Raw genomic sequence first — 18,254 nt, forward strand, 5'->3', positions numbered from 1 at the left:
GTCCCTGGTGCTGCGGCAAGCTCCCTCGCCCCTCTTCCTTCTGTGTTCTTTCTTCCGGTGTCCGCCGATCAGCCCAGCAGGCCGTGGAGGATGTTCGTCACCGGCGAAACCGTGTGCTCGACCAGGCTGGTGATCGGCGTCACGACTTCCGTCACCAGCGGGGTGACGGCATGTTCGACGCCGCTCGTCACGTTGCTGACGGCATCCGCCACCGGGGCAACCGCCGTCGTGGCGCCGGCCAGGATGTCGGTCACGGGCGCCGTCACGTCGTGCACGGCGCTGGTCGCGTTCGACACCACCGGGGTCACCGCGTCGGTCACGCTGCTCGCCACGTCGCCCACCGGCTGCAGGATGTTCGCCACCGGGCTGTTGCCGCCGGTCAGGCCGCCGAGCAGGCTGCCCACCAGGCCGTCCTGACCCAGGAGGCTGCCGACGAGGCCGTCGTTGCCGAGCACGCCGTCCAGCAGGCCACCCGTGTTGCCACCGGTCACGTTGCCGAGCAGGCCACCGACCAGGCCGTCGCTGCCGAGCACGCCGTCCAGCAGGCCACCAGCATCGCCGCCGGTCACGGTCCCGAGCAGGCCACCGACCAGGCCGTCGCTGCCGAGCACGCCGTCCAGCAGGCCGCCAGCATCGCCGCCGGTCACGGTGCCGAGCAGGCCACCGACCAGGCCATCGCTGCCGAGCACGCCGTCCAGCAGGCCGCCAGCGTCGCCGCCGGTCACGGTGCCGAGCAGGCCACCGACCAGGCCATCGCTGCCGAGCACGCCGTCCAGCAGGCCGCCGGCGTCGCCACCGGTCACGCTGCCGAGCAGGCCACCGACCAGGCCGTCGCTGCCGAGCACGCCGTCGAGCAGGCCGCCGGCGTCGCCACCGGTCACGCTGCCGAGCAGGCCACCGACCAGGCCGTCGCTGCCGAGCACGCCGTCGAGCAGACCGCCAGCGTCGCCGCCGGTCACGGTGCCGAGCAGGCCACCGACCAGGCCGTCGCTGCCGAGCACGCCATCGAGCAGGCCGCCAGCGTCGCCGCCGGTCACGCTGCCGAGCAGACCGCCGACAAGGCCGTTGTCGCCCAGGACACCACCGAGGAGGCCGCCATCACCGCCCAGCACGCCGCCCAGCAGGCCGTCGTCGCCCAGGACGCCGCCGAGGAGACCGCCGTCACCGCCGAGCACGCCGCCCAGCAGACCGTCGTCGCCCAGGACACCGCCGAGGAGACCGCCGTCACCGCCGAGCACGCCGCCCAGCAGACCGTCGTCACCCAGAACGCCGCCGAGGAGACCGCCGTCACCGCCGAGCACGCCGCCCAGCAGACCGTCGTCGCCCAGGACACCGCCGAGGAGACCGCCGTCACCGCCGAGCACGCCGCCCAGCAGACCGTCATCACCCAGGACGCCGCCGAGGAGGCCACCGTCACCGCCGAGCACGCCGCCCAGCAGGCCGTTGTCACCCAGGACTCCGCCGAGGAGGCCGCCGTCACCGCCGAGCAGGCCACCCAGCAAACCGTCGTCGCCCAGCACACCGCCGAGGAGACCACCGTCGCCACCGAGCACGCCGCCCAGCAGGCCGTTGTCACCCAGGACGCCGCCGAGCAGACCACCGTCACCGCCGAGTACGCCACCCAGCAGGCCGTCATCACCCAGGACACCGCCGAGCAGACCGCCGTCGCCACCGAGCACGCCACCCAGCAAGCCGTCGTCGCCCAGTACACCACCGAGGAGACCACCGTCACCGCCGAGCACGCCGCCCAGCAGGCCGTTGTCGCCCAGCACGCCACCGAGCAGGCCGTCGCCGCCGATCAGGTTCGCCACGCCGTCGGTCAGGTAGTCGACCTGCGTGTCGACCGCATTGAGCAGCGCGTTGGTCGTGCCCGTGCCGAGCAGCTGGTCGGTCAGCGGGCTCAGCAGGCCGCCCACGCCGTCGGTCACCTGGTCGACCACGCCGTCGACCGGGTCGAGCACGTTGGGGTCGTTCGGCGTGAAGCTGGAACCGAGCACCGGAGCCAGCAGGCCGTCGACCGTGTCGGTCAGGCTGTCGGTGAGGCCGGCCACCGGGGCCAGCACGTCGCCCAGGCCGAGGTCGCCCAGCAGGCCGTTGTTCAGGCCGGAGGCCACGCCGCCGACCACGCTGTCGAGCGGGTCGAGCAGGGCCGCGCCGGTGCCGGGGGTGCCGCCACCGCCGATGCCGTCCAGCAGGCCGCCGAGGAGGCCGCCCACGATGCCGTCTTCACCCAGCAGGCCACCGACGATGCCGTCGTCGCCGAGCAGGCCGCCGACCACGCCATCGGGTCCGAGCAGGCCGCCGGCAAGGCCGTCGCCGCCGAGCACGCCGCCCAGGCCGTCGCTGCCCAGCAGGCCGCCCACGAGTCCGTTGTCGCCGAGCAGGCCGCCCACGATGCCGTCGCTGCCGAGCAGGCCACCGACCAGGCCGTCGTCGCCGAGCACGCCGCCCAGCAGGCCATCGTTGCCCAGCACGCCACCCACGATGCCGTCGTCGCCCAGCAGGCCGCCGAGCAGGCCGTCGTTGCCGAGCACACCGCCCAGCAGGCCGTCGTTACCCAGCACGCCGCCGAGGAGGCCGTCGTTGCCGAGCAGGCCACCTACGAGGCCGTCGTCACCCAGCAGGCCGCCGACCAGGCCGTCGTCGCCGAGCAGGCCGCCGAGGGCACCGCCCAGGAGACCGCCTTCGCCGCCGAGCAGGCCGCCCAGCGGGCTGTCGGCGATGATTCCGGAGATCACGCCGTTCTCGCCGAGCAGGCTGTCGACCAGGCCGCCGTGGCCCAGCAGTTCACCGGTGAGGCCGCCGCTGCCGAGCAGGTTGGACAGGGTGCCGTCGCCGCCGAGCAGGCCGCCGACGAGGCCGTCGTCACCCAGGATGCCGCCCAGTGCGCTGCCGTCGCCGAGCAGGCCGCCCAGCAGGCCGTCTTCGCCCAGCAGGCCGCCGGTCAGGCTGCCCACGGCGCCGTCGCCGAGCAGGCCGCCCACGAGGCCGTCGCTGCCCAGCACGTTGCCGAGCAGGCCGCCCAGGGCACCGTCTTCGCCCAGCAGGCCGCCGACCACGCCGTCGGGTCCGAGCAGGCCGCCGACGAGGCCGTCTTCGGCCAGCAGGCCGGACACCAGGCTGCCTTCGCCGAGCACGTTGCCCAGCAGGCCGCCGACGAGGCCGTCGTCGCCCACGAGCTGGTCGGTGACGCCGCCGAGCCCGAGGGCGTCGGTCAGGCCGCTGATGATGCCGTGGTCACCGACGAGGTTGGTCAGGCCGTTGTCCAGCGCGTCGGTCAGGTAGTCGACCTGGCCCAGCACCGTGCCGAGGATGGCGGTGGTGGCGCCGGCGCCCAGCAGGTTGTCGAGCGTGGGGCTCAGGGTGCCGCCCAGCAGGTCGGTGACGCTGCCCACGGTGTTGTCGATCGGGTCGAACTGGTTGGGGTCGTTCGGCGTGAACTCGCTGCCGAGCAGCGGAGCCAGCACGTCGTCGAGCGTGTCGGTCAGGCCGTCGACCGCATTGGTGACCGGCGTGAGCGAGTCGCCCAGGCCGAGCGCGCCGCTGAGGCTGTCGACGACGTGGTTGACGAGGCTGTCGCCCGGGTTGAGGAGGGCGTCGCCGTCTGCGTCTGCGTCTGCGTCTGCGTCTGCATCGGCATCGGCATCGGCATCGGCATCGGCATCGGCATCGGCATCGGCATCGGCGTCAGCGTCTGCATCGGCGTCAGCGTCTGCATCGGCGTCAGCGTCAGCGTCAGCGTCAGCGTCAGCGTCAGCATCGGCGTCAGCGTCTGCATCGGCGTCAGCGTCTGCATCGGCATCAGCGTCTGCATCGGCATCAGCGTCTGCATCGGCATCAGCGTCTGCATCGGCATCGGCATCGGCATCGGCATCGGCGTCAGCGTCTGCGTCTGCATCTGCATCTGCATCTGCGTCTGCGTCGGCGTCGGCGTCGGCGTCGGCGTCGGCGTCTGCATCACCGTCCGCATCCGCATCGGCATCGGCGTCCGCATCAGAGTCGGCATCCGCGTCGGAATCACCGGGGTTGCCCGAACCGACGAGCAGCGGGAACGCGCTGTCGCTGCCGCCGCCACCACCGCTCAGCGCGGCACCCAGCGCCGCGGCGCCCAGGGCGCCCAGCGCGAATTCACCCAGCCCGATGCCGCTGCCGGCTGCGAGCTTCTTGGTGACGGCCAGGGCAGCGGCATCCGCGTCGCTGTCGGGCGGGGTCACCTGCAGGTCGCCCGAGGCGACATCCACATTCACCTGTTCGAGGCCGCCGGGCAGCTTGGTCGAGCCGATGGTGGCATCGGTGCCGCCGGTGAACACACCTGCGAGCGGGGCCTTGTTGGTGGCCGATCCGGGGAAGAGGACATTGGCGTGGCCGTCCTGCGGAACCATCACGCGGTCGCCGGCCATCAGTGTCTGATTGCCATCGACGGGAATGCTGACACCGTCGCGCATCACGGTGACGCCGGGCGTGGCGTTCGATAATGTGCCGATGCTGGCGGGAGCCGCAGCCGCGGCGGGAGCGGCCGGGCTCACGACGCCGGGGGTACCCAGCGGAGTGACGGTGGCCTGGGCGAGAACCACAGGGGCTGCGCCAGCGGCGGCAAGTCCCTCGGTCGAATTGGTCGATGCTTGTTGAGCGGTCATTGGGCAGCCTCTGTGACAAAAGATGCCTACTCAGGGGCAACTAGCGTGCCGCTTTTGCCGCCCTCCATGCCAAAGCGCTTTCATGCGCTGCAACTTGTTGATTCGTATGAGAAATTTTCTTTTTGCAGGGTCGCCGGCGGGCTGTGGAAACAGCTCGTAAGGAGGTCAATCAGCGATTCGTTACGTAACGATGTAACGCCCCGTACCCGGAACGCCCGACACATCCGAGGGGCCGCGAAGCCCGCTGGAAAGCAGCTCTCACGAACGGCTCCCGCTTCTCTTTTTCCTACCTCTATATAGATATGTTCAACCCCTCCCAGGAAGACGTGCGCCGCTTCTTCTGCGACGTCTACGCCAAGCACCGGCAGGGCCTGCCGATGGAAGCGCTCGAGACCATCGCCGCCGGCTGGATCGACCAGCACCCCGAGTACCACGAGGACCTCGCCGACGCCGACGCAGCGGTGGCACGGGTCTACGACGGATCGAACGGGCGCGAGAACCCGTTCCTTCATCTGTCGATGCACCTGTCGATCAGCGAGCAGTGCTCCATCGACCAGCCTCGCGGCATCCGCCAGGCGGTCGAGCTGCTGGCGGCGCGGCGCGGCTCGCTGCTGCATGCGCATCACGAGGCGATGGAATGCCTGGGCCAGATGATGTGGGAGAGCCAGCGTGCGGGCCGGCCGCCGGATGGCGAGGGCTACGTGGCCTGCGTGCAGCGCAGGGCGACGAAGGACTAGCTAGTCCCTGGGCTTCTTCCTGGCCCTTGCCGGAACGGCGCCCTGCTCCTTCGCCGCCTCGCGCAGCAGTGCGGCCATGGCGGCGCGCAGGGCCGAAGGCTCGGCGTCGCTGCGCTGCAGCAAGCCGACCGGTTCCTCGGTGCCGCCGGTCTCGATGCGCAGCCGCACGAGGCGCCCGTCGGCCAGCTCGCCGCGCGCGGCGCCCAGCGGCGTGATCCACACCGCGTCGGACACCGCCACCAGCGCGCGCGCCACCGCCACGTCGAGCGTCTGCAGCGCATTGGCCGGCAGCACGAGTCCGCGCGCCGACAGGAAGCTCTCGGTGTTGTGGCGCGGGATCGTGCCCTCGCCGTACACCACCAGCGGATAGGCCAGCACCGCCTGCACCGACACCGCCTTGTGCGCCAGCGGATGGCCCGCGCGCACGGCGAACACCAGCGCCTCGGTGTGCAGCAGCTCGAAGCTCAGGCCGCCCATCAGGCGCGGATCGCTCATGCGGCCGACCACCAGGTCGAGCTCGCCGGCGCGCAGCTCGTCGAGCAGCGCGGCGTTGGCCGCGCTCTTCACCACGATCTGCACCGAGGGCCGGCTGTCGCGCAGCCGCGCGAGCGCCTGCGGCAGCAGGGCCGGCGCCACGCTGGGCAGCGCGCCGATGCGCAGTCGCTCGACGCGCGCGCCCGTTTCCGGCGCCACGGCCTGCGCGCTGGCGTCCACTGCCTCGAGCACGCGCAACGCATGCGCGAGCAGCTGCTCGCCGGCGGCCGTGAGGCCCTGCACGCCGCGCCGGCCGGCCTTGCTGCGCTCGACCAGCCGCGTGCCGGCAATGGCCTCCAGCTCGGAAAGCGTCTTCGACACCGCCGGCTGGCTCAGCGCCAGCCGCTCGGCGGCGCGCGCGAGATGGCGTTCCTGCGCCACCGTGACGAGGCAGCGCAGGTGCCGCAGTTGCACGTTGCGCACGAAGTCCTGGCGAAGATCGGTGAGCGGGTCTTTCAAGATGGGGCTTTCAATTCCTGACGGTTATTGAAAACGTAGCAATCTTCAATTTACATCATCGAATGCCGCTTCTAAAGTGGCGGCTTCCGGATTCGTCCCACGACAGGAGACAACGTTCATGTTGACCAAGACCAAGGGCCCCTCGCCCATCCTCACGCCGCGCGACTGGGAAGCCCACCCCAGCTACGTCTACCCCGGCTACAAGTCCACCGTGAAGCGCGGTCCGCAGAAGCCGCTCATTCCGCTGAAGGCCTCGCTCGGCGAGCTGCAGCAGCCGGTGTACGGCCACGACAGCATCGGCGAGTTCGACCACGACCTCACGCGCAACGCGCGCCGCAACGGCGAGCCGCTGGGCGAGCGCATGATCCTCACCGGCCGGGTGCTCGACGAGCGCCGCCGCCCGGTGGCCAACACGCTGGTCGAGCTGTGGCAGGCCAACGCCTCGGGCCGCTACGTGCACAAGGTCGACCAGCACGACGCGCCGCTGGACCCCAACTTCCTCGGCGCCGGCCGCTGCCTCACCGACAGCGAAGGCCGCTACCGCTTCCTCACCATCAAGCCCGGCGCCTATCCGTGGGGCAACCACCCGAACGCCTGGCGCCCGCAGCACATCCACCTGTCGCTGTTCGGCCAGAGCTTCGCGAGCCGCCTGGTCACGCAGATGTACTTCCCCGGCGACCCGCTGATGCAGTACGACCCGATGATCACCGGCACCCCCGAGCGCTACCGCAACCGCCTGATCGCCGACTTCAGCCTCGACATCACCGAGGAAGGCTACGCCCTGGGCTACCAGTTCGACATCGTGCTGCGCGGCGCCGACGAAACGCCGTTTGAGAACCGCTGAGCCAAGGAGACACACCATGCTGATGACCGCACAGGAAGCCGACTTCGGCCAGACCCCCTCGCAGACCGTGGGCCCCTACTTCGCCTACGGCCTCACCGCCACGCAGTACGGCTACGACTTCGACCAGCCTTTCGACGCCGTGCTCGCGCTCGATGACGCCAAGGGCCAGCGCATCCGCCTCGAAGGCCGCGTGATCGACGGCGACGGCAATCCGATCAACGACGCGCTGGTCGAGATCAGCCAGCCCGACGGCGAAGGCCGCTATCCGCAGACGCCGGAAGAGGCGCGCGCCATGGGCTTCCGCGCCTTCGGCCGCGTCGGCACCGGCACGCACGAAGGCAACCGCTTCGTGTTCCACACCGTCAAGCCCGGCGCCGAATCGCCCGGCGAGGCACCGCACATCAACGCGATCGTGCTGATGCGCGGCCTGCTGCTGCATGCCTTCACGCGCGTGTACTTCAGCGACGAGGCCGAGGCCAACGCGAAGGACGCGGTGCTGCAGAGCGTGCCGGCCGACCGCCGCCACACGCTGATCGCCGAGCGCGTGGAGCAAGGCGGCGCCGTCACCTATCGCTTCGACATCCGCATGCAGGGTGTGGACGAGACGGCGTTCTTCGACGTCTGATCCGCCGATCTCTCAGGGAAATCCCCGACACAAAAAAGCCCGCAGCAGCGGGCTTTTTTGTTTGTGCGCAACGAAGCGCCTGCACCGAACGCTTATTCGGCGCCGTGGTGGATGCGCGACTCGGGCACCGTCTTCAGTTCGCCCGGCAGCGAGCTGATGTAGCTGGCCAGTGTCTTGAGTTCGGCGTTGGTGAACTTCTTCTCCTCGACCTGCTGGCCCATCACCGCATTCGAGCGGCCCAGGTGCGAGTTGTTCTTCACGCGGTACGACTTGAGCGCGACGAACAGGTAGTCGGCATGCTGGCCGGCCAGCTTGGGCACGGTGCCGTCGTTCGGCGTGTTGAAGTTGGCGCCGTGGCACTTGGTGCAGCTGTTGTCGGCGTTGCGGGTGATGAGCGCCTCGACGTTGGCGGGCGTGGCCTTGGCCAGCGTGGCGGGCGGCGCGCTGCCGTCCTTCGTGCCGAGCTGGCTGTAGTAGGCGGCGACGTCGGCGATGTCCTGGTCGGTGAGGGTGTCCGCGATGGCGCGCATGGTGGGATGCTTGCGGTCGCCGCCCTTGTACGCGGTGAGCGCTGCCGTGATGTAGGTGGCGCTCTGGCCAGCGATCATCGGCACCTTGTGAATCTCCGGGAAGCTGGCCTGGTAGCCGATGATGCCGTGGCAGCCCACGCACATCTGTACCTTCTTTGCTCCGTCCTGGGCCTTGCCAGTGACTTGTTGGGCTTCAGCCGAGACCGTCACGGAAGCGACAGCAAGGGCAAACATCGTGGTCAACAACTTGTTCATTTTGCGCGCACAATCTCGTGGAGAGTACAGTTTTTCGGATCAACATTCGATTATATGCAGGGGTCCCCCGGAACCCTGTGCAGGCCAACCCTGAGGCTGCACAACGCACATCGGGTGTGTTCTTTTCTCCACCCAGCCTCCGTCCCATTTCTCATCACTCATGAAATTCCAGGGCTCAGACAATTACGTCGCCACGCAGGACCTGATGCTCGCGGTCAACGCAGCCATCACACTCAAGCGCCCGCTGCTCGTCAAGGGCGAACCCGGCACGGGCAAGACCATGCTGGCCGAGGAAGTGGCTCAATCGCTCGGACTGCCGCTGCTGCAATGGCACATCAAGTCGACCACCAAGGCGCAGCAGGGCCTCTATGAATACGACGCCGTGAGCCGCCTGCGCGACTCGCAGCTCAAGGACCTGGACGGCGGCGAACGCGTCAGCGACATCAACAACTACATCGTCAAGGGCGTGCTCTGGCAGGCCTTCACGGCCGATCAGCCGGTGGCGCTGCTGATCGACGAGATCGACAAGGCCGACATCGAATTCCCGAACGACCTGCTGCGCGAAATCGACCGCATGGAGTTCTACTGCTACGAGACGCGCGAGCTCATCCGCGCCAAGCACCGGCCGGTGGTGTTCATCACCTCGAACAACGAGAAGGAACTGCCCGACGCCTTCCTGCGCCGCTGCTTCTTCCACTACATCAAGTTCCCCGACGCGGAGACGATGAAGCACATCGTCGGCGTGCACTTCCCCGGCCTCAAGCAGGAGCTGCTCGCGGCCGCGATGAAGACCTTCTACGACGTGCGCAACCTGCCCGGCCTGAAGAAGAAGCCCTCCACCTCGGAGCTGCTCGACTGGCTCAAGCTGCTGGTGGCCGAGGACATCCCTCTCGAGGCCCTGCAGAGCAAGGACGACAAGGTCGCCGTGCCTCCGCTGGTGGGCGCGCTGCTCAAGAACGAACAGGACGTGACGCTCTTCGAGAAGCTCGTCTTCATGCAGCGCAACAACCGCTGATCCATGAGCAACCAGAAACACTCCACCAGGCAACTCATGAAGCTGGGCATTGCCCAGGCCGTGATGTTCATGGTGGGCGCGCTGCTGGGCCGTGGGCTCGGGCTGCTGCTGGGCCTCGACGCCTTCGGCAGCGGCGAATACAACAAGCGCGAGCTCATCGGCATCGCGCTCATCGGCCTGGGCGGCGGCGCCGGCGCGCAGGCCGCGCGCTTCTGGTACGTGGGCAAGTACGGCGACCCGCGCGGCTGAAGAAGCCCGCGAGCCCGGAGGAAAGAAATGGCATTCGTCGAACCCGTCACGCTGAAGGCACGCGGCATCGCGCTGGTGCCGCTCGCGTCGGCCCATGAAGAAGGCCTGCGTGCCGCGGCCGCCGACGGCGAGCTGTGGAAGCTGCGCGTCACCTCCGTGCCCGAGCCCGAGAACACCGGCGCCTACATCGATACCGCGCTCAAGACCGCGGACCGCTTCGCCTTCGCCGTGACCGACGAGGCCACCGGCACCGTGCTCGGCAGCACCAGCTACCACGACATCCTGCCGGCCGTGAAGCGCGTGGAGATCGGCTACACGTGGTACGCCGCGCGCTGCCAGCGCACCCACGTCAACACCACCTGCAAGCTGCTGCTGCTCGCGCATGCCTTCGACACGCTGGGCTGCAACGTGGTGGGCTGGCGCACCGACAACTTCAACTTCGCCTCGCAGCGCGCCATCGAGCGGCTGGGCGCGAAGAAGGACGGCGTGATCCGCGGCAACGTGATGCGCCGCGACGGCACCATCCGCGACACCGTCATGTACAGCCTGCGCGCGGGCGAATGGCCCGAGGTGAAGGCGCAGCTGCTGTACCTGCTCGACAAGCCCCGCGCCTGACAGGCGACGACGGCCACACACAAGGAAGGAGCACCACCATGCTCATCGACTTCTTCTACACCCTGCGCTCGGCCAAGCTGCCGGTGTCGGTCAAGGAATACCTCACGCTGCTCGAAGCCCTGCAGGCCGACGTGGTGGGCCCCAACTCCGACGGCGCCTACGGCATCGACGACTTCTACTACCTCTCGCGCACCGCGCTCGTGAAGGACGAGAAGCACTACGACAAGTTCGATCGCGCCTTCGCCGCCTACTTCAAGGGCGTGGAGATGCTCACCGACTTCACCAAGGAAGTGCCGCTCGACTGGCTCAAGAAGACGCTGGAGCGCGAGTTCACGGCCGAAGAAAAAGCCAAGATCGAGAAGATGGGCTGGGACGAGCTCATGGAAACGCTCAAGAAGCGCTTCGAGGAGCAGAAGGAACGTCACGAGGGCGGCAGCAAGTGGATCGGCACCGGCGGCACCTCGCCCTTCGGCAACGGCGGCTACAACCCGCAGGGCATCCGCATCGGCGGCGCGGGAAAGAACCGCAGCGCCGTGAAGGTTTGGGACCAGCGCGCCTACAAGGACTACGACGACACGCAGGAACTCGGCACGCGCAACATCAAGGTCGCGCTGCGCCGGCTGCGCAAGTTCGCGCGCGAGGGCCACGACGAAGAGCTGGACCTCGACGACACCATCCACTCGACCGCGGCCAACGCCGGCTTCCTCGACATCAAGATGCGGCCCGAGCGCCACAACAACGTCAAGGTGCTGCTGCTGATGGACGTGGGCGGCACGATGGACGAGCACATCCAGCGCGTGGAAGAGCTGTTCTCGGCCGTGAAGACCGAGTTCAAGCACCTGGAGTTCTTCTACTTCCACAACTGCGTGTACGACTTCATGTGGAAGAACAACAAGCGCCGCTTCTCCGAAAAGTTCGCCACCTGGGACATCCTGCGCAAGTACAACAAGGACTACAAGCTCATCTTCGTCGGCGACGCGACCATGAGCCCCTACGAGATTCTGCAGCCCGGCGGCAGCGTCGAATACAACAACGAGGAAGCCGGCGCCGAGTGGATCCAGCGCCTCACGCACACCTTCCCGAAGTTCGCGTGGATCAACCCCGAGCCGCAGGGTGTGTGGCAGTACCGCCAGAGCATCGCGGTGATGCAGCAGCTGATGTCCAACCGCATGTACCCCCTCACGCTGCGGGGCCTCGAGGAAGCGATGCGCATGCTGTCCAAGTAGGACGATGCCGGCGATCCGGCCGGGCCTTCAGGAACCGGCCGGGCTTGCTGTCAGAATCCGCCCATGGTCAGGGCGGTTCCTGTTTCTTCGCCGGCATGGTGGCCGGCTTTCCTTTTATTCGGCGTCCTGCTCTTGCAAGGCTGCAGCCTGCTGCCGAAAAAGGAATCCGCCGAAGAAAACAAACCCGTGGCCGGCCTCGTGCGCAGCGGCGCCGCCGGTGCCGGAACCACAGGGTCCGACAAGGACGACAAGGACAAGGAAGACGGCGACAGGAAGGCCGCCGAGAAGCGCGATGCCTTCACCGTCGATGTGCGCGGCCCCGAGACCGTGCGCGACTACCTCAAGCTGCATCTTGAAATCCAGCGCTACCGCGAGCTCGACGACCTCGGCGCGACCGAGATCTCCCGCCTCATGGTGGCGGCCGAGACCAACGCCCGCGAGCTGCTCGCCACCCTCGGCTACTTCACTCCCACGCTGACGCTGGAGCTCAACGAGACGCCGCAGGGCGAGAAGGCCCCGCGCGAGATCGTCATCAACGTCTCGCCCGGCGAGCTCACCAAGGTGAGCAACGTGCAGATCAGCTATGCCGGCCCCATCGCCGACGACGCCGCCGCCGAGTCGCAGCGCGACACCATCCGCACCGCATGGGCCCTTCGCGCCGGCCAGCCCTTCACCCAGCAGGCCTGGGACGAGGCCAAGACCACGGCGCTGCGCAGCCTCACGGCGAATCGCTTCCCCACCGGCAGCATCGCGATCAGCCGCGCCGAGGTGGATGCCGACCGCAGCGAGGCGCGCCTGAGCGTCACCTACCAGTCGGGCCCGGCCTACAAGTTCGGGCCGCTGGTGTTGCGCGGCATCCAGCGCTACGACCCCGACGGCGCGCGCCGCATCGCGCGCCTGCCCAGCGGCCAGGACTACGACCAGCAGAAGCTGCTCGACGCGCAGCAACGCCTGGCCAGCAGCGGCTATTACGACTCGGTGTTCCTCACGCTCGACACCGAGAGCGGCAACCCGCTGGCCGCGCCCGTCATCGCGCAGCTGCGCGAGGCGCCGCTGCAGAAGGTGGTGCTGGGCGTGGGCTTCACCACCGACAACGGCCCGCGGCTTTCGATCGACCACATCCACAACCAGGTTCCGCTGCTGGGCTGGCGCGCCGTCTCGCGGCTGTCGGTGGACAACGACATCAAGTCGCTCTCGACCGAGTTGAAGGCCATTCCCGACGACCGCGGCTGGCGCTGGTTCTCCGGCGCCGAGCTCAAGAGCGAGCAATCGGGCAGCTACGTGGTCGACAGCGGCCGGCTGCGCGGCGGGCGCAGCAAGTCGGGCGACCACATCGACCGCAGCTACTTCCTGCAGTACGACTACGCGCAGAACCGCGGCACCAACGCACCGCCCTCGGCCTCGGCCGTGACGGCCAACTGGGGCTGGACCGGGCGCTACTTCGACGACAACGCCGCGCCCTCGCGCGGCTTCGGCCTCGCGCTCGAAGTGGCTGCGGGCTACACGCTCACCGGCGAGCAGGTGCCGTTCACGCGCACCTACGCGCGCTGGCTCGGCGTGCTTCCGCTGGGCTCGGCCGAGGACAAGGAACTGCGCGCGCGTCGCAGCCGCCTGCAGCTGCGCGTGGAGGCAGGCGCCGTGTCGGCCAAGGACAGCGCGCAGATCCCCTCCACGCTGATGTTCCTGACCGGCGGCGACACCACCGTGCGCGGCTACAGCTACAAGCAGATCGGCACCGTGCGCGCCGACGGCACGACCGTGGCCGGCCGCTACCTCGGCGTGGCCAGCGTGGAGTGGCAGCGCCCCTTCGTCTACAACAACAAGCTCACCGAATGGGAGAGCGTGGTGTTCGTCGACGCCGGCGCCGTGGCCGACAAGCCCGGCGAACTCAAGCCCAAGGTCGGCGTGGGCGTGGGCGCGCGCTGGCGCAGCCCGGTCGGGCCGGTGCAGGCCGACCTGGCCTACGGCGTGGACTCGAAGAAGTTCCGCCTGCACTTCCGCCTCGGCTTCACCTTCTGACGCAGGCAACGCCAGATGCAGACCGACGACGACAACAAGTCCACGCCGCCCTCGCCTCCCCGCCGCTCGCGCGCGCGGCGTGCGATGCGCGCCCTCGCCTGGACCATCGCCGGCCTGCTGCTCGCGGTGGCGCTGCTGGTCGCCGGCGCATGGTGGTGGCTGGGCTCCGACACATCGCTCGCCTTCGCGCTCGCCCAGGCGGCGCAGCGCCTTCCGGCCGGCCAGACGCTGGAAAGCCGCGACGTGAGCGGCTCGCTGCGCACAGGCGGGCGCATCGGCTGGCTCAAGTACCAGAGCGAGAGCATCGCCGTGGAGGTGAACGACGCCACCATCGGCTGGCAACTCGCGCCGTTGCTCCAGCGCAAGGTGCAGCTCGGCGAGGTGCACGCGAAGCAGGTGCTGATCGAGAAGCGCGGCCCGCCGAGCGACAAGCCCACCGAGCCGCTCGAACAGCTCGCGCTGCCGGTCGAGGTCGAGCTGCCCTTCCGCGTCGACGAACTGCGCTGGGCCGGCCCGCCCGTGCTGCAGGCGCTCAATCTCTCGGGCAACTACAGCTACAAGGCGGCCGAGCATCTGCTCGAGGTGAAGGGCGTGGACATCGCCGACGGCCACTACAGCACCCGCGTGAAGCTGCAGGGCCCCGCGCCGATGGCGATCGACGTCGCGCTGGACGGCCGCGTGAAGGCGCCGCTCGCCGAGGACCACAACATCGACGTGCTGGCCACGGCCACCGTCAAGGGCACGCTCGCCGGCACCGCCGCGCGCCTGCAGGTGGCCGCCGAGCTGAAGCCGGCGGAGGAGAACGCAGACGCGCCGATGGAAGCCAGCCTGCAGGCGCAGATCGCGCCCTGGCTGCCCCAGCCGGTGATCGACGCGAAGGCCGACCTGCGCAACGTCGACGCATCGAGCCTCTGGCCCGGCGCCCCCGAGACAAGGCTCACCGGCACCGTCGAACTCCAGCCCGATGCCGACACCGGTCCTTCCGCATGGAAGGCCTCCGCCGACATCCGCAACGCCGTGCCCGGCCCCTGGGACCAGGAGAAGCTGCCGCTCGAACAGGTGCTGGCCAAGGTCGGCTTCGACGGCACGAACTGGACGATCTCCGAAGCCACCGTGCGCGCAGGCGGCGGTCGCATCGACGCAGCCGGCAAGTGGAGCCCCGCCCCATCGCCGTGGCAGGCGCAAGCCACGGTGCGCGGCGTGCGGCCCGGCGCGCTCTACAGCGAACTATCTGGCGCACCAGTCAGCGGCCAGCTCAAGGCCGAGCAGAAGGAAAGCACCATCGTCTTCGACGCAAACCTGCGCGCCGAGGGCGGCGCAGGCAGCAAGGCCCTGCCCGGCTTCGCGCTCGACCGCGCGCTGGCGCAGGGCCAGTGGAAGGACCAGGTGCTCGACCTGCGCACGCTGCGCATCGAGGCGCAGCGCGCCAGCATCGACGGCCGCCTGCAGGTGCGCGTGGCCGAGCAGGCGGCGAGCGGCAAGCTGGCCCTCGCACTGCCCGGCGGCAGCGCGCAGGTCGAAGGCCGCATCGCGCCGGATTCGGGCAGCGGCGAGATCAGGGCCGCCATCGACGATGCGGACACCGTGCAGCGCTGGGTGCAGGGCCTGCCGGGGCTGTCGAAGGTGTTCGCGGACGCCAGCGCCAAGGGCTCCGCGAAGCTCGACGCCAGCTGGCAGGGCGGATGGCGCACCATCCAGCGCCGGCTGGAGAACCCCAACGCACCCGCGCCACGCGGCAGCACCGAGCCAAACATCAAGGCCGCGCTCGCCGTGCCCCGCCTTGAGCTCGCCCTGCCCTCCGAGCAACCCGGCGGCGCCACCACCTCCGTCCAGGTGCGCAACCTGCAGGCCGACCTTGCCGGCAGCCTCGCGCAGGCCACGCTCGCGCTGAAGGGCGAAGCCGCCACCGGCACGCAGAAGATCGACATCGACACCCGCGCCAGCGGCGGCATCGCCGGCGCCGGCCAGTGGCGCGCGGCGCTGGCCAGCCTGAAGCTGCAGGCGCAGGACAGCGCCCGCCCCGGCGCGCCATGGGTGCTCGAGCTGGGCCGCGAGGTCACGGCCACGATCCGCAGCGGCAACAACAGCGCCGGCACCGCGCCACGCCTCGACGTCGAGGCTTCTGCCGCCTCGGCCACGCTGCGCGGCCCGGTGCCCGGCACGGTGCGCATCGACTGGCAGCCGCTGCGCTTCAGCCAGAGCGGCGCCGCGCCCAACCGCGTGTTCCGCATGCAGTCCAAGGGCCAGATGCAGGGGCTGCCGATGGCCTGGGCGGGCGCGTTCGGCGCCAACACCACGCTCGGCGAATACGGCATCAGCGGCGACCTGATGTTCAACGGCGACTGGGACATCGACGCCGGCGACACGCTGCACGCCAAGGCCCGCCTCGCGCGCCAGAGCGGCGACATCCGCGTGCAGGCCGGCGAGGCCGCGCTCGTCACGCGCATCACCAGCACCGGCACGGGCACCGCCAGCGAGCGCACGATGAATTCCGCTTCCGCCAGTGGCGATGCGCCCAGCACGCCCGCCGGCCTGCGCCAGGCCGAGCTGCGCCTCGACGCCGACGGCGACGCCGTGCGCGCGGTGCTCGCATGGGACAGCGAGCGCGCCGGCAAGATCGACGCCGACATCAACACCCGCGTGCAGCAGCGCGCCGGCGGCTGGCAGTGGGCGCCCGACGCGCCGCTGGGCGGCAACATCAAGGCCACGCTGCCGAACCTCGGCGTGTGGTCGATGCTCGCGCCGCCGGGCTGGCGCATTGCCGGCACGCTCGACGCCAGCGCCACCCTCTCGGGCAACCGCGCCGTGCCGCGCTGGAACGGCACGCTGGGCGCCGACAAGCTGGCACTTCGCGCGCCGGTGGAAGGGCTGGACCTGCGCGACGGCCGGCTGCGCGCCACGCTCACCGGCGAGCGCGTGGAGATCACCGAGTTCACGCTCAAGGGCGGCGCCGGCAGTTCGGCACGCATCGGCGGCCAGAGCGGCAACCGCAGCACCGCGGCCAGCGAGGCCCGCACCGACGGCGGCACGCTCTCCGCCACCGGCGACCTCAGCTGGGGCCCGGCCACCGGCAGCGCAACGGGCATCCGCATGGCGCTGCAGGGCCAGTTGCGCGCGCTGCGCGTGCTGGTACGCACCGACCGGCAGGTCACGCTCTCGGGCGACCTGCAGGCAAAGCTCGACAACGGCCAGTTCACCGTGCGCGGCAAGCTGAAGACCGACCGCGCCGTCATCATCCTGCCCGACGAGACCGCGCCCAGCCTGGGCAGCGACGTCGTCGTGCGCTCCGCCGCCAAGGACCGCGAGGCCGCCGAGGCGGCCCGGCGCGAATCCGCCCGCGCCGACGCGCAGGCCGCGAAGCCGCAGACGGCCAAGCCACCGGACGTCGCCGTCGAGTTCGACCTCGGCGACGACTTCGCGGTGCAGGGCCGCGGCATCACCACGCGGCTCGAGGGCAACCTGGAGATCCGCAGCACCAGCCTGAACGCGCCGCCGCGCATCACCGGCGAGGTGAAGACGGTGAAGGGCCAGTACCGCGCCTACGGCCAGCAGCTCGACGTGGAGACCGGCATCGCGCGCTTCAACGGCCCCTTCGACAACCCGGCGCTCGACATCCTCGCGATCCGGCCGAACCTCTCGCAGCGCGCGGGCGTGCAGATCACCGGCACCGCCCAGTCGCCGCGCGTGAAGCTGTATTCGGAGCCGGCGCTGTCCGATGCCGAGACGCTCTCGTGGGTCATCCTCGGCCGCGCCTCGGCCACCAGCGGCGGCGAGTCGGCGCTGCTGCAGCAGGCCGCGCTGTCGCTGCTCGGCAAGATCGGCGGCGCCACCACCGGCGGCAGCCTGGCCAGCCGCTTCGGGCTGGACGAGCTCGGCTTCAAGGGACCGGGCGACGGCGGCGACCTGCGCGAATCGGCCGTGACGCTGGGCAAGCGCCTGTCGAAGGACTTCTACATCACCTACGAGCGCAGCATCGGCGGCACCTTCGGCACCCTCTTCATCTTCTACGACCTGACGACGCGCCTCACGCTGCGCGGCCAGGCCGGACAGACCAGCGGCCTCGACCTGATCTACACCGTCAAGTACGACTGAGCGCGCGCCACGCTCAGCGGCCGGACTTCGGCCTTGACCCGCGTCTCCCGCGCGTGATAAGAACCGTCCCTCGCCTTCAACGAGGAGCGACGACGATGAAAAAAGATGGAGACAAAGGCGGGAGCCTTCAGAATTTTCCAGAAGGCTCTCGGACGTCCGCCCCACCGGGGCTCTCGCGCATCGCGTTCATGCGCGGCGCGCTGCGCGGCACGATCGCGCTGATCGCGGGCATCGCGGCGGCTGCTTCCATTCCGTACTGGGGCGGCGAGCACTTCCCGGTCACGAGCCTCGTGATCTACGTGGCGGGCATGGTGTTCGTCGCCATGCCGCTGTGCCTCTACTACGAGTCGCTGCTGCAGGCGCAGGAAGGTCCTGCACGCGAGCAACCGCCTCCCATCGCGCCCGCGCAGGCCTGAC

At 69.7% G+C, this 18,254-nt stretch carries 13 protein-coding genes; 10 read left to right on the forward strand and 3 right to left on the reverse strand.

Going from position 1 to position 18,254, the window contains the following annotated elements:
* Nucleotides 1-68 precede the first annotated feature (68 nt).
* Nucleotides 69-4,637 (reverse strand): hypothetical protein, encoded by a 4,569-nt coding sequence (locus SFB74_RS28290; protein WP_432727751.1) that lies wholly within the window; start codon nucleotides 4,635-4,637, stop codon nucleotides 69-71.
* A 302-nt stretch (nucleotides 4,638-4,939) separates the two neighbouring features.
* Here SFB74_RS28290 and SFB74_RS28295 point away from each other — a divergent pair, with 302 nt between their 5' ends.
* The gene (locus SFB74_RS28295; RefSeq protein WP_019656213.1) at nucleotides 4,940-5,374 is read left to right on the forward strand and encodes a DUF1841 family protein; all 435 of its coding nucleotides are present in this window, start codon (nucleotides 4,940-4,942) and stop codon (nucleotides 5,372-5,374) included.
* Here SFB74_RS28295 and SFB74_RS28300 read toward each other — a convergent pair whose 3' ends face one another.
* A complete protein-coding gene (locus tag SFB74_RS28300; RefSeq protein ID WP_432727752.1) occupies nucleotides 5,375-6,367 on the reverse strand; it encodes a LysR substrate-binding domain-containing protein in 993 nt (330 codons plus the stop codon).
* Between the two features lie 118 nt (nucleotides 6,368-6,485).
* Between SFB74_RS28300 and pcaH the strand changes: the two genes are divergently transcribed.
* Together pcaH and pcaG are read left to right on the forward strand one after the other, a co-directional pair.
* Nucleotides 6,486-7,211, forward strand: coding sequence for a protocatechuate 3,4-dioxygenase subunit beta (gene pcaH / locus SFB74_RS28305; RefSeq protein WP_432727753.1), 726 nt, complete (start codon nucleotides 6,486-6,488; stop codon nucleotides 7,209-7,211).
* 16 nt (nucleotides 7,212-7,227) lie between these two features.
* The gene (gene pcaG / locus SFB74_RS28310) at nucleotides 7,228-7,836 is read left to right on the forward strand and encodes a protocatechuate 3,4-dioxygenase subunit alpha (RefSeq protein ID WP_432727754.1); all 609 of its coding nucleotides are present in this window, start codon (nucleotides 7,228-7,230) and stop codon (nucleotides 7,834-7,836) included.
* 92 nt (nucleotides 7,837-7,928) lie between these two features.
* Here the strand turns inward: pcaG and SFB74_RS28315 are convergent, their stop codons facing one another.
* A complete protein-coding gene (locus SFB74_RS28315; protein ID WP_432727755.1) occupies nucleotides 7,929-8,621 on the reverse strand; it encodes a c-type cytochrome in 693 nt (230 codons plus the stop codon).
* A 160-nt stretch (nucleotides 8,622-8,781) separates the two neighbouring features.
* Here SFB74_RS28315 and SFB74_RS28320 point away from each other — a divergent pair, with 160 nt between their 5' ends.
* The 7 genes from SFB74_RS28320 (at nucleotide 8,782) to SFB74_RS28350 (ending at nucleotide 18,253) form a co-directional block, all read left to right on the forward strand.
* Nucleotides 8,782-9,636 carry an AAA family ATPase gene (locus SFB74_RS28320; RefSeq protein WP_019656218.1) on the forward strand — a complete coding sequence of 285 codons (855 nt, stop codon included), beginning with the start codon at nucleotides 8,782-8,784 and terminating at the stop codon, nucleotides 9,634-9,636.
* Between the two features lie 3 nt (nucleotides 9,637-9,639).
* Entirely contained in the window at nucleotides 9,640-9,885 is a 246-nt protein-coding gene (locus SFB74_RS28325; protein ID WP_126471278.1) for a hypothetical protein, read from the forward strand.
* 27 nt (nucleotides 9,886-9,912) lie between these two features.
* Nucleotides 9,913-10,500: a GNAT family N-acetyltransferase gene (locus SFB74_RS28330; protein WP_432727756.1), complete on the forward strand. Its 588-nt coding sequence runs from the start codon at nucleotides 9,913-9,915 to the stop codon at nucleotides 10,498-10,500.
* Between the two features lie 38 nt (nucleotides 10,501-10,538).
* A complete protein-coding gene (locus tag SFB74_RS28335; protein ID WP_339092446.1) occupies nucleotides 10,539-11,726 on the forward strand; it encodes a vWA domain-containing protein in 1,188 nt (395 codons plus the stop codon).
* Between the two features lie 63 nt (nucleotides 11,727-11,789).
* Nucleotides 11,790-13,745 carry an autotransporter assembly complex protein TamA gene (locus tag SFB74_RS28340; RefSeq protein ID WP_432727757.1) on the forward strand — a complete coding sequence of 652 codons (1,956 nt, stop codon included), beginning with the start codon at nucleotides 11,790-11,792 and terminating at the stop codon, nucleotides 13,743-13,745.
* Between the two features lie 15 nt (nucleotides 13,746-13,760).
* Nucleotides 13,761-17,837: a translocation/assembly module TamB domain-containing protein gene (locus SFB74_RS28345; protein WP_432727758.1), complete on the forward strand. Its 4,077-nt coding sequence runs from the start codon at nucleotides 13,761-13,763 to the stop codon at nucleotides 17,835-17,837.
* A 188-nt stretch (nucleotides 17,838-18,025) separates the two neighbouring features.
* Nucleotides 18,026-18,253, forward strand: a complete 228-nt coding sequence (locus SFB74_RS28350) for a hypothetical protein (RefSeq protein ID WP_432727759.1) — start codon at nucleotides 18,026-18,028, stop codon at nucleotides 18,251-18,253.
* Nucleotide 18,254: the final 1 nt, after the last annotated feature.

The organism is Variovorax xiamenensis (assembly GCF_050916385.1).
Lineage (GTDB): Bacteria > Pseudomonadota > Gammaproteobacteria > Burkholderiales > Burkholderiaceae_C > Variovorax.

Excerpts from the sequence above, each read along its gene's own strand:
- SFB74_RS28290 (WP_432727751.1), bottom strand. The coding sequence starts at position 4,637 with ATGACCGCTCAACAAGCATCGACCAATTCGACCGAGGGACTTGCCGCC.
- SFB74_RS28295 (WP_019656213.1), top strand. The coding sequence starts at position 4,940 with ATGTTCAACCCCTCCCAGGAAGACGTGCGCCGCTTCTTCTGCGACGTC.
- pcaH (WP_432727753.1), top strand. The coding sequence starts at position 6,486 with ATGTTGACCAAGACCAAGGGCCCCTCGCCCATCCTCACGCCGCGCGAC.
- pcaG (WP_432727754.1), top strand. The coding sequence starts at position 7,228 with ATGCTGATGACCGCACAGGAAGCCGACTTCGGCCAGACCCCCTCGCAG.
- SFB74_RS28315 (WP_432727755.1), bottom strand. The coding sequence starts at position 8,621 with ATGAACAAGTTGTTGACCACGATGTTTGCCCTTGCTGTCGCTTCCGTG.
- SFB74_RS28320 (WP_019656218.1), top strand. The coding sequence starts at position 8,782 with ATGAAATTCCAGGGCTCAGACAATTACGTCGCCACGCAGGACCTGATG.
- SFB74_RS28325 (WP_126471278.1), top strand. The coding sequence starts at position 9,640 with ATGAGCAACCAGAAACACTCCACCAGGCAACTCATGAAGCTGGGCATT.
- SFB74_RS28330 (WP_432727756.1), top strand. The coding sequence starts at position 9,913 with ATGGCATTCGTCGAACCCGTCACGCTGAAGGCACGCGGCATCGCGCTG.
- SFB74_RS28335 (WP_339092446.1), top strand. The coding sequence starts at position 10,539 with ATGCTCATCGACTTCTTCTACACCCTGCGCTCGGCCAAGCTGCCGGTG.
- SFB74_RS28340 (WP_432727757.1), top strand. The coding sequence starts at position 11,790 with ATGGTCAGGGCGGTTCCTGTTTCTTCGCCGGCATGGTGGCCGGCTTTC.
- SFB74_RS28345 (WP_432727758.1), top strand. The coding sequence starts at position 13,761 with ATGCAGACCGACGACGACAACAAGTCCACGCCGCCCTCGCCTCCCCGC.
- SFB74_RS28350 (WP_432727759.1), top strand. The coding sequence starts at position 18,026 with ATGCGCGGCGCGCTGCGCGGCACGATCGCGCTGATCGCGGGCATCGCG.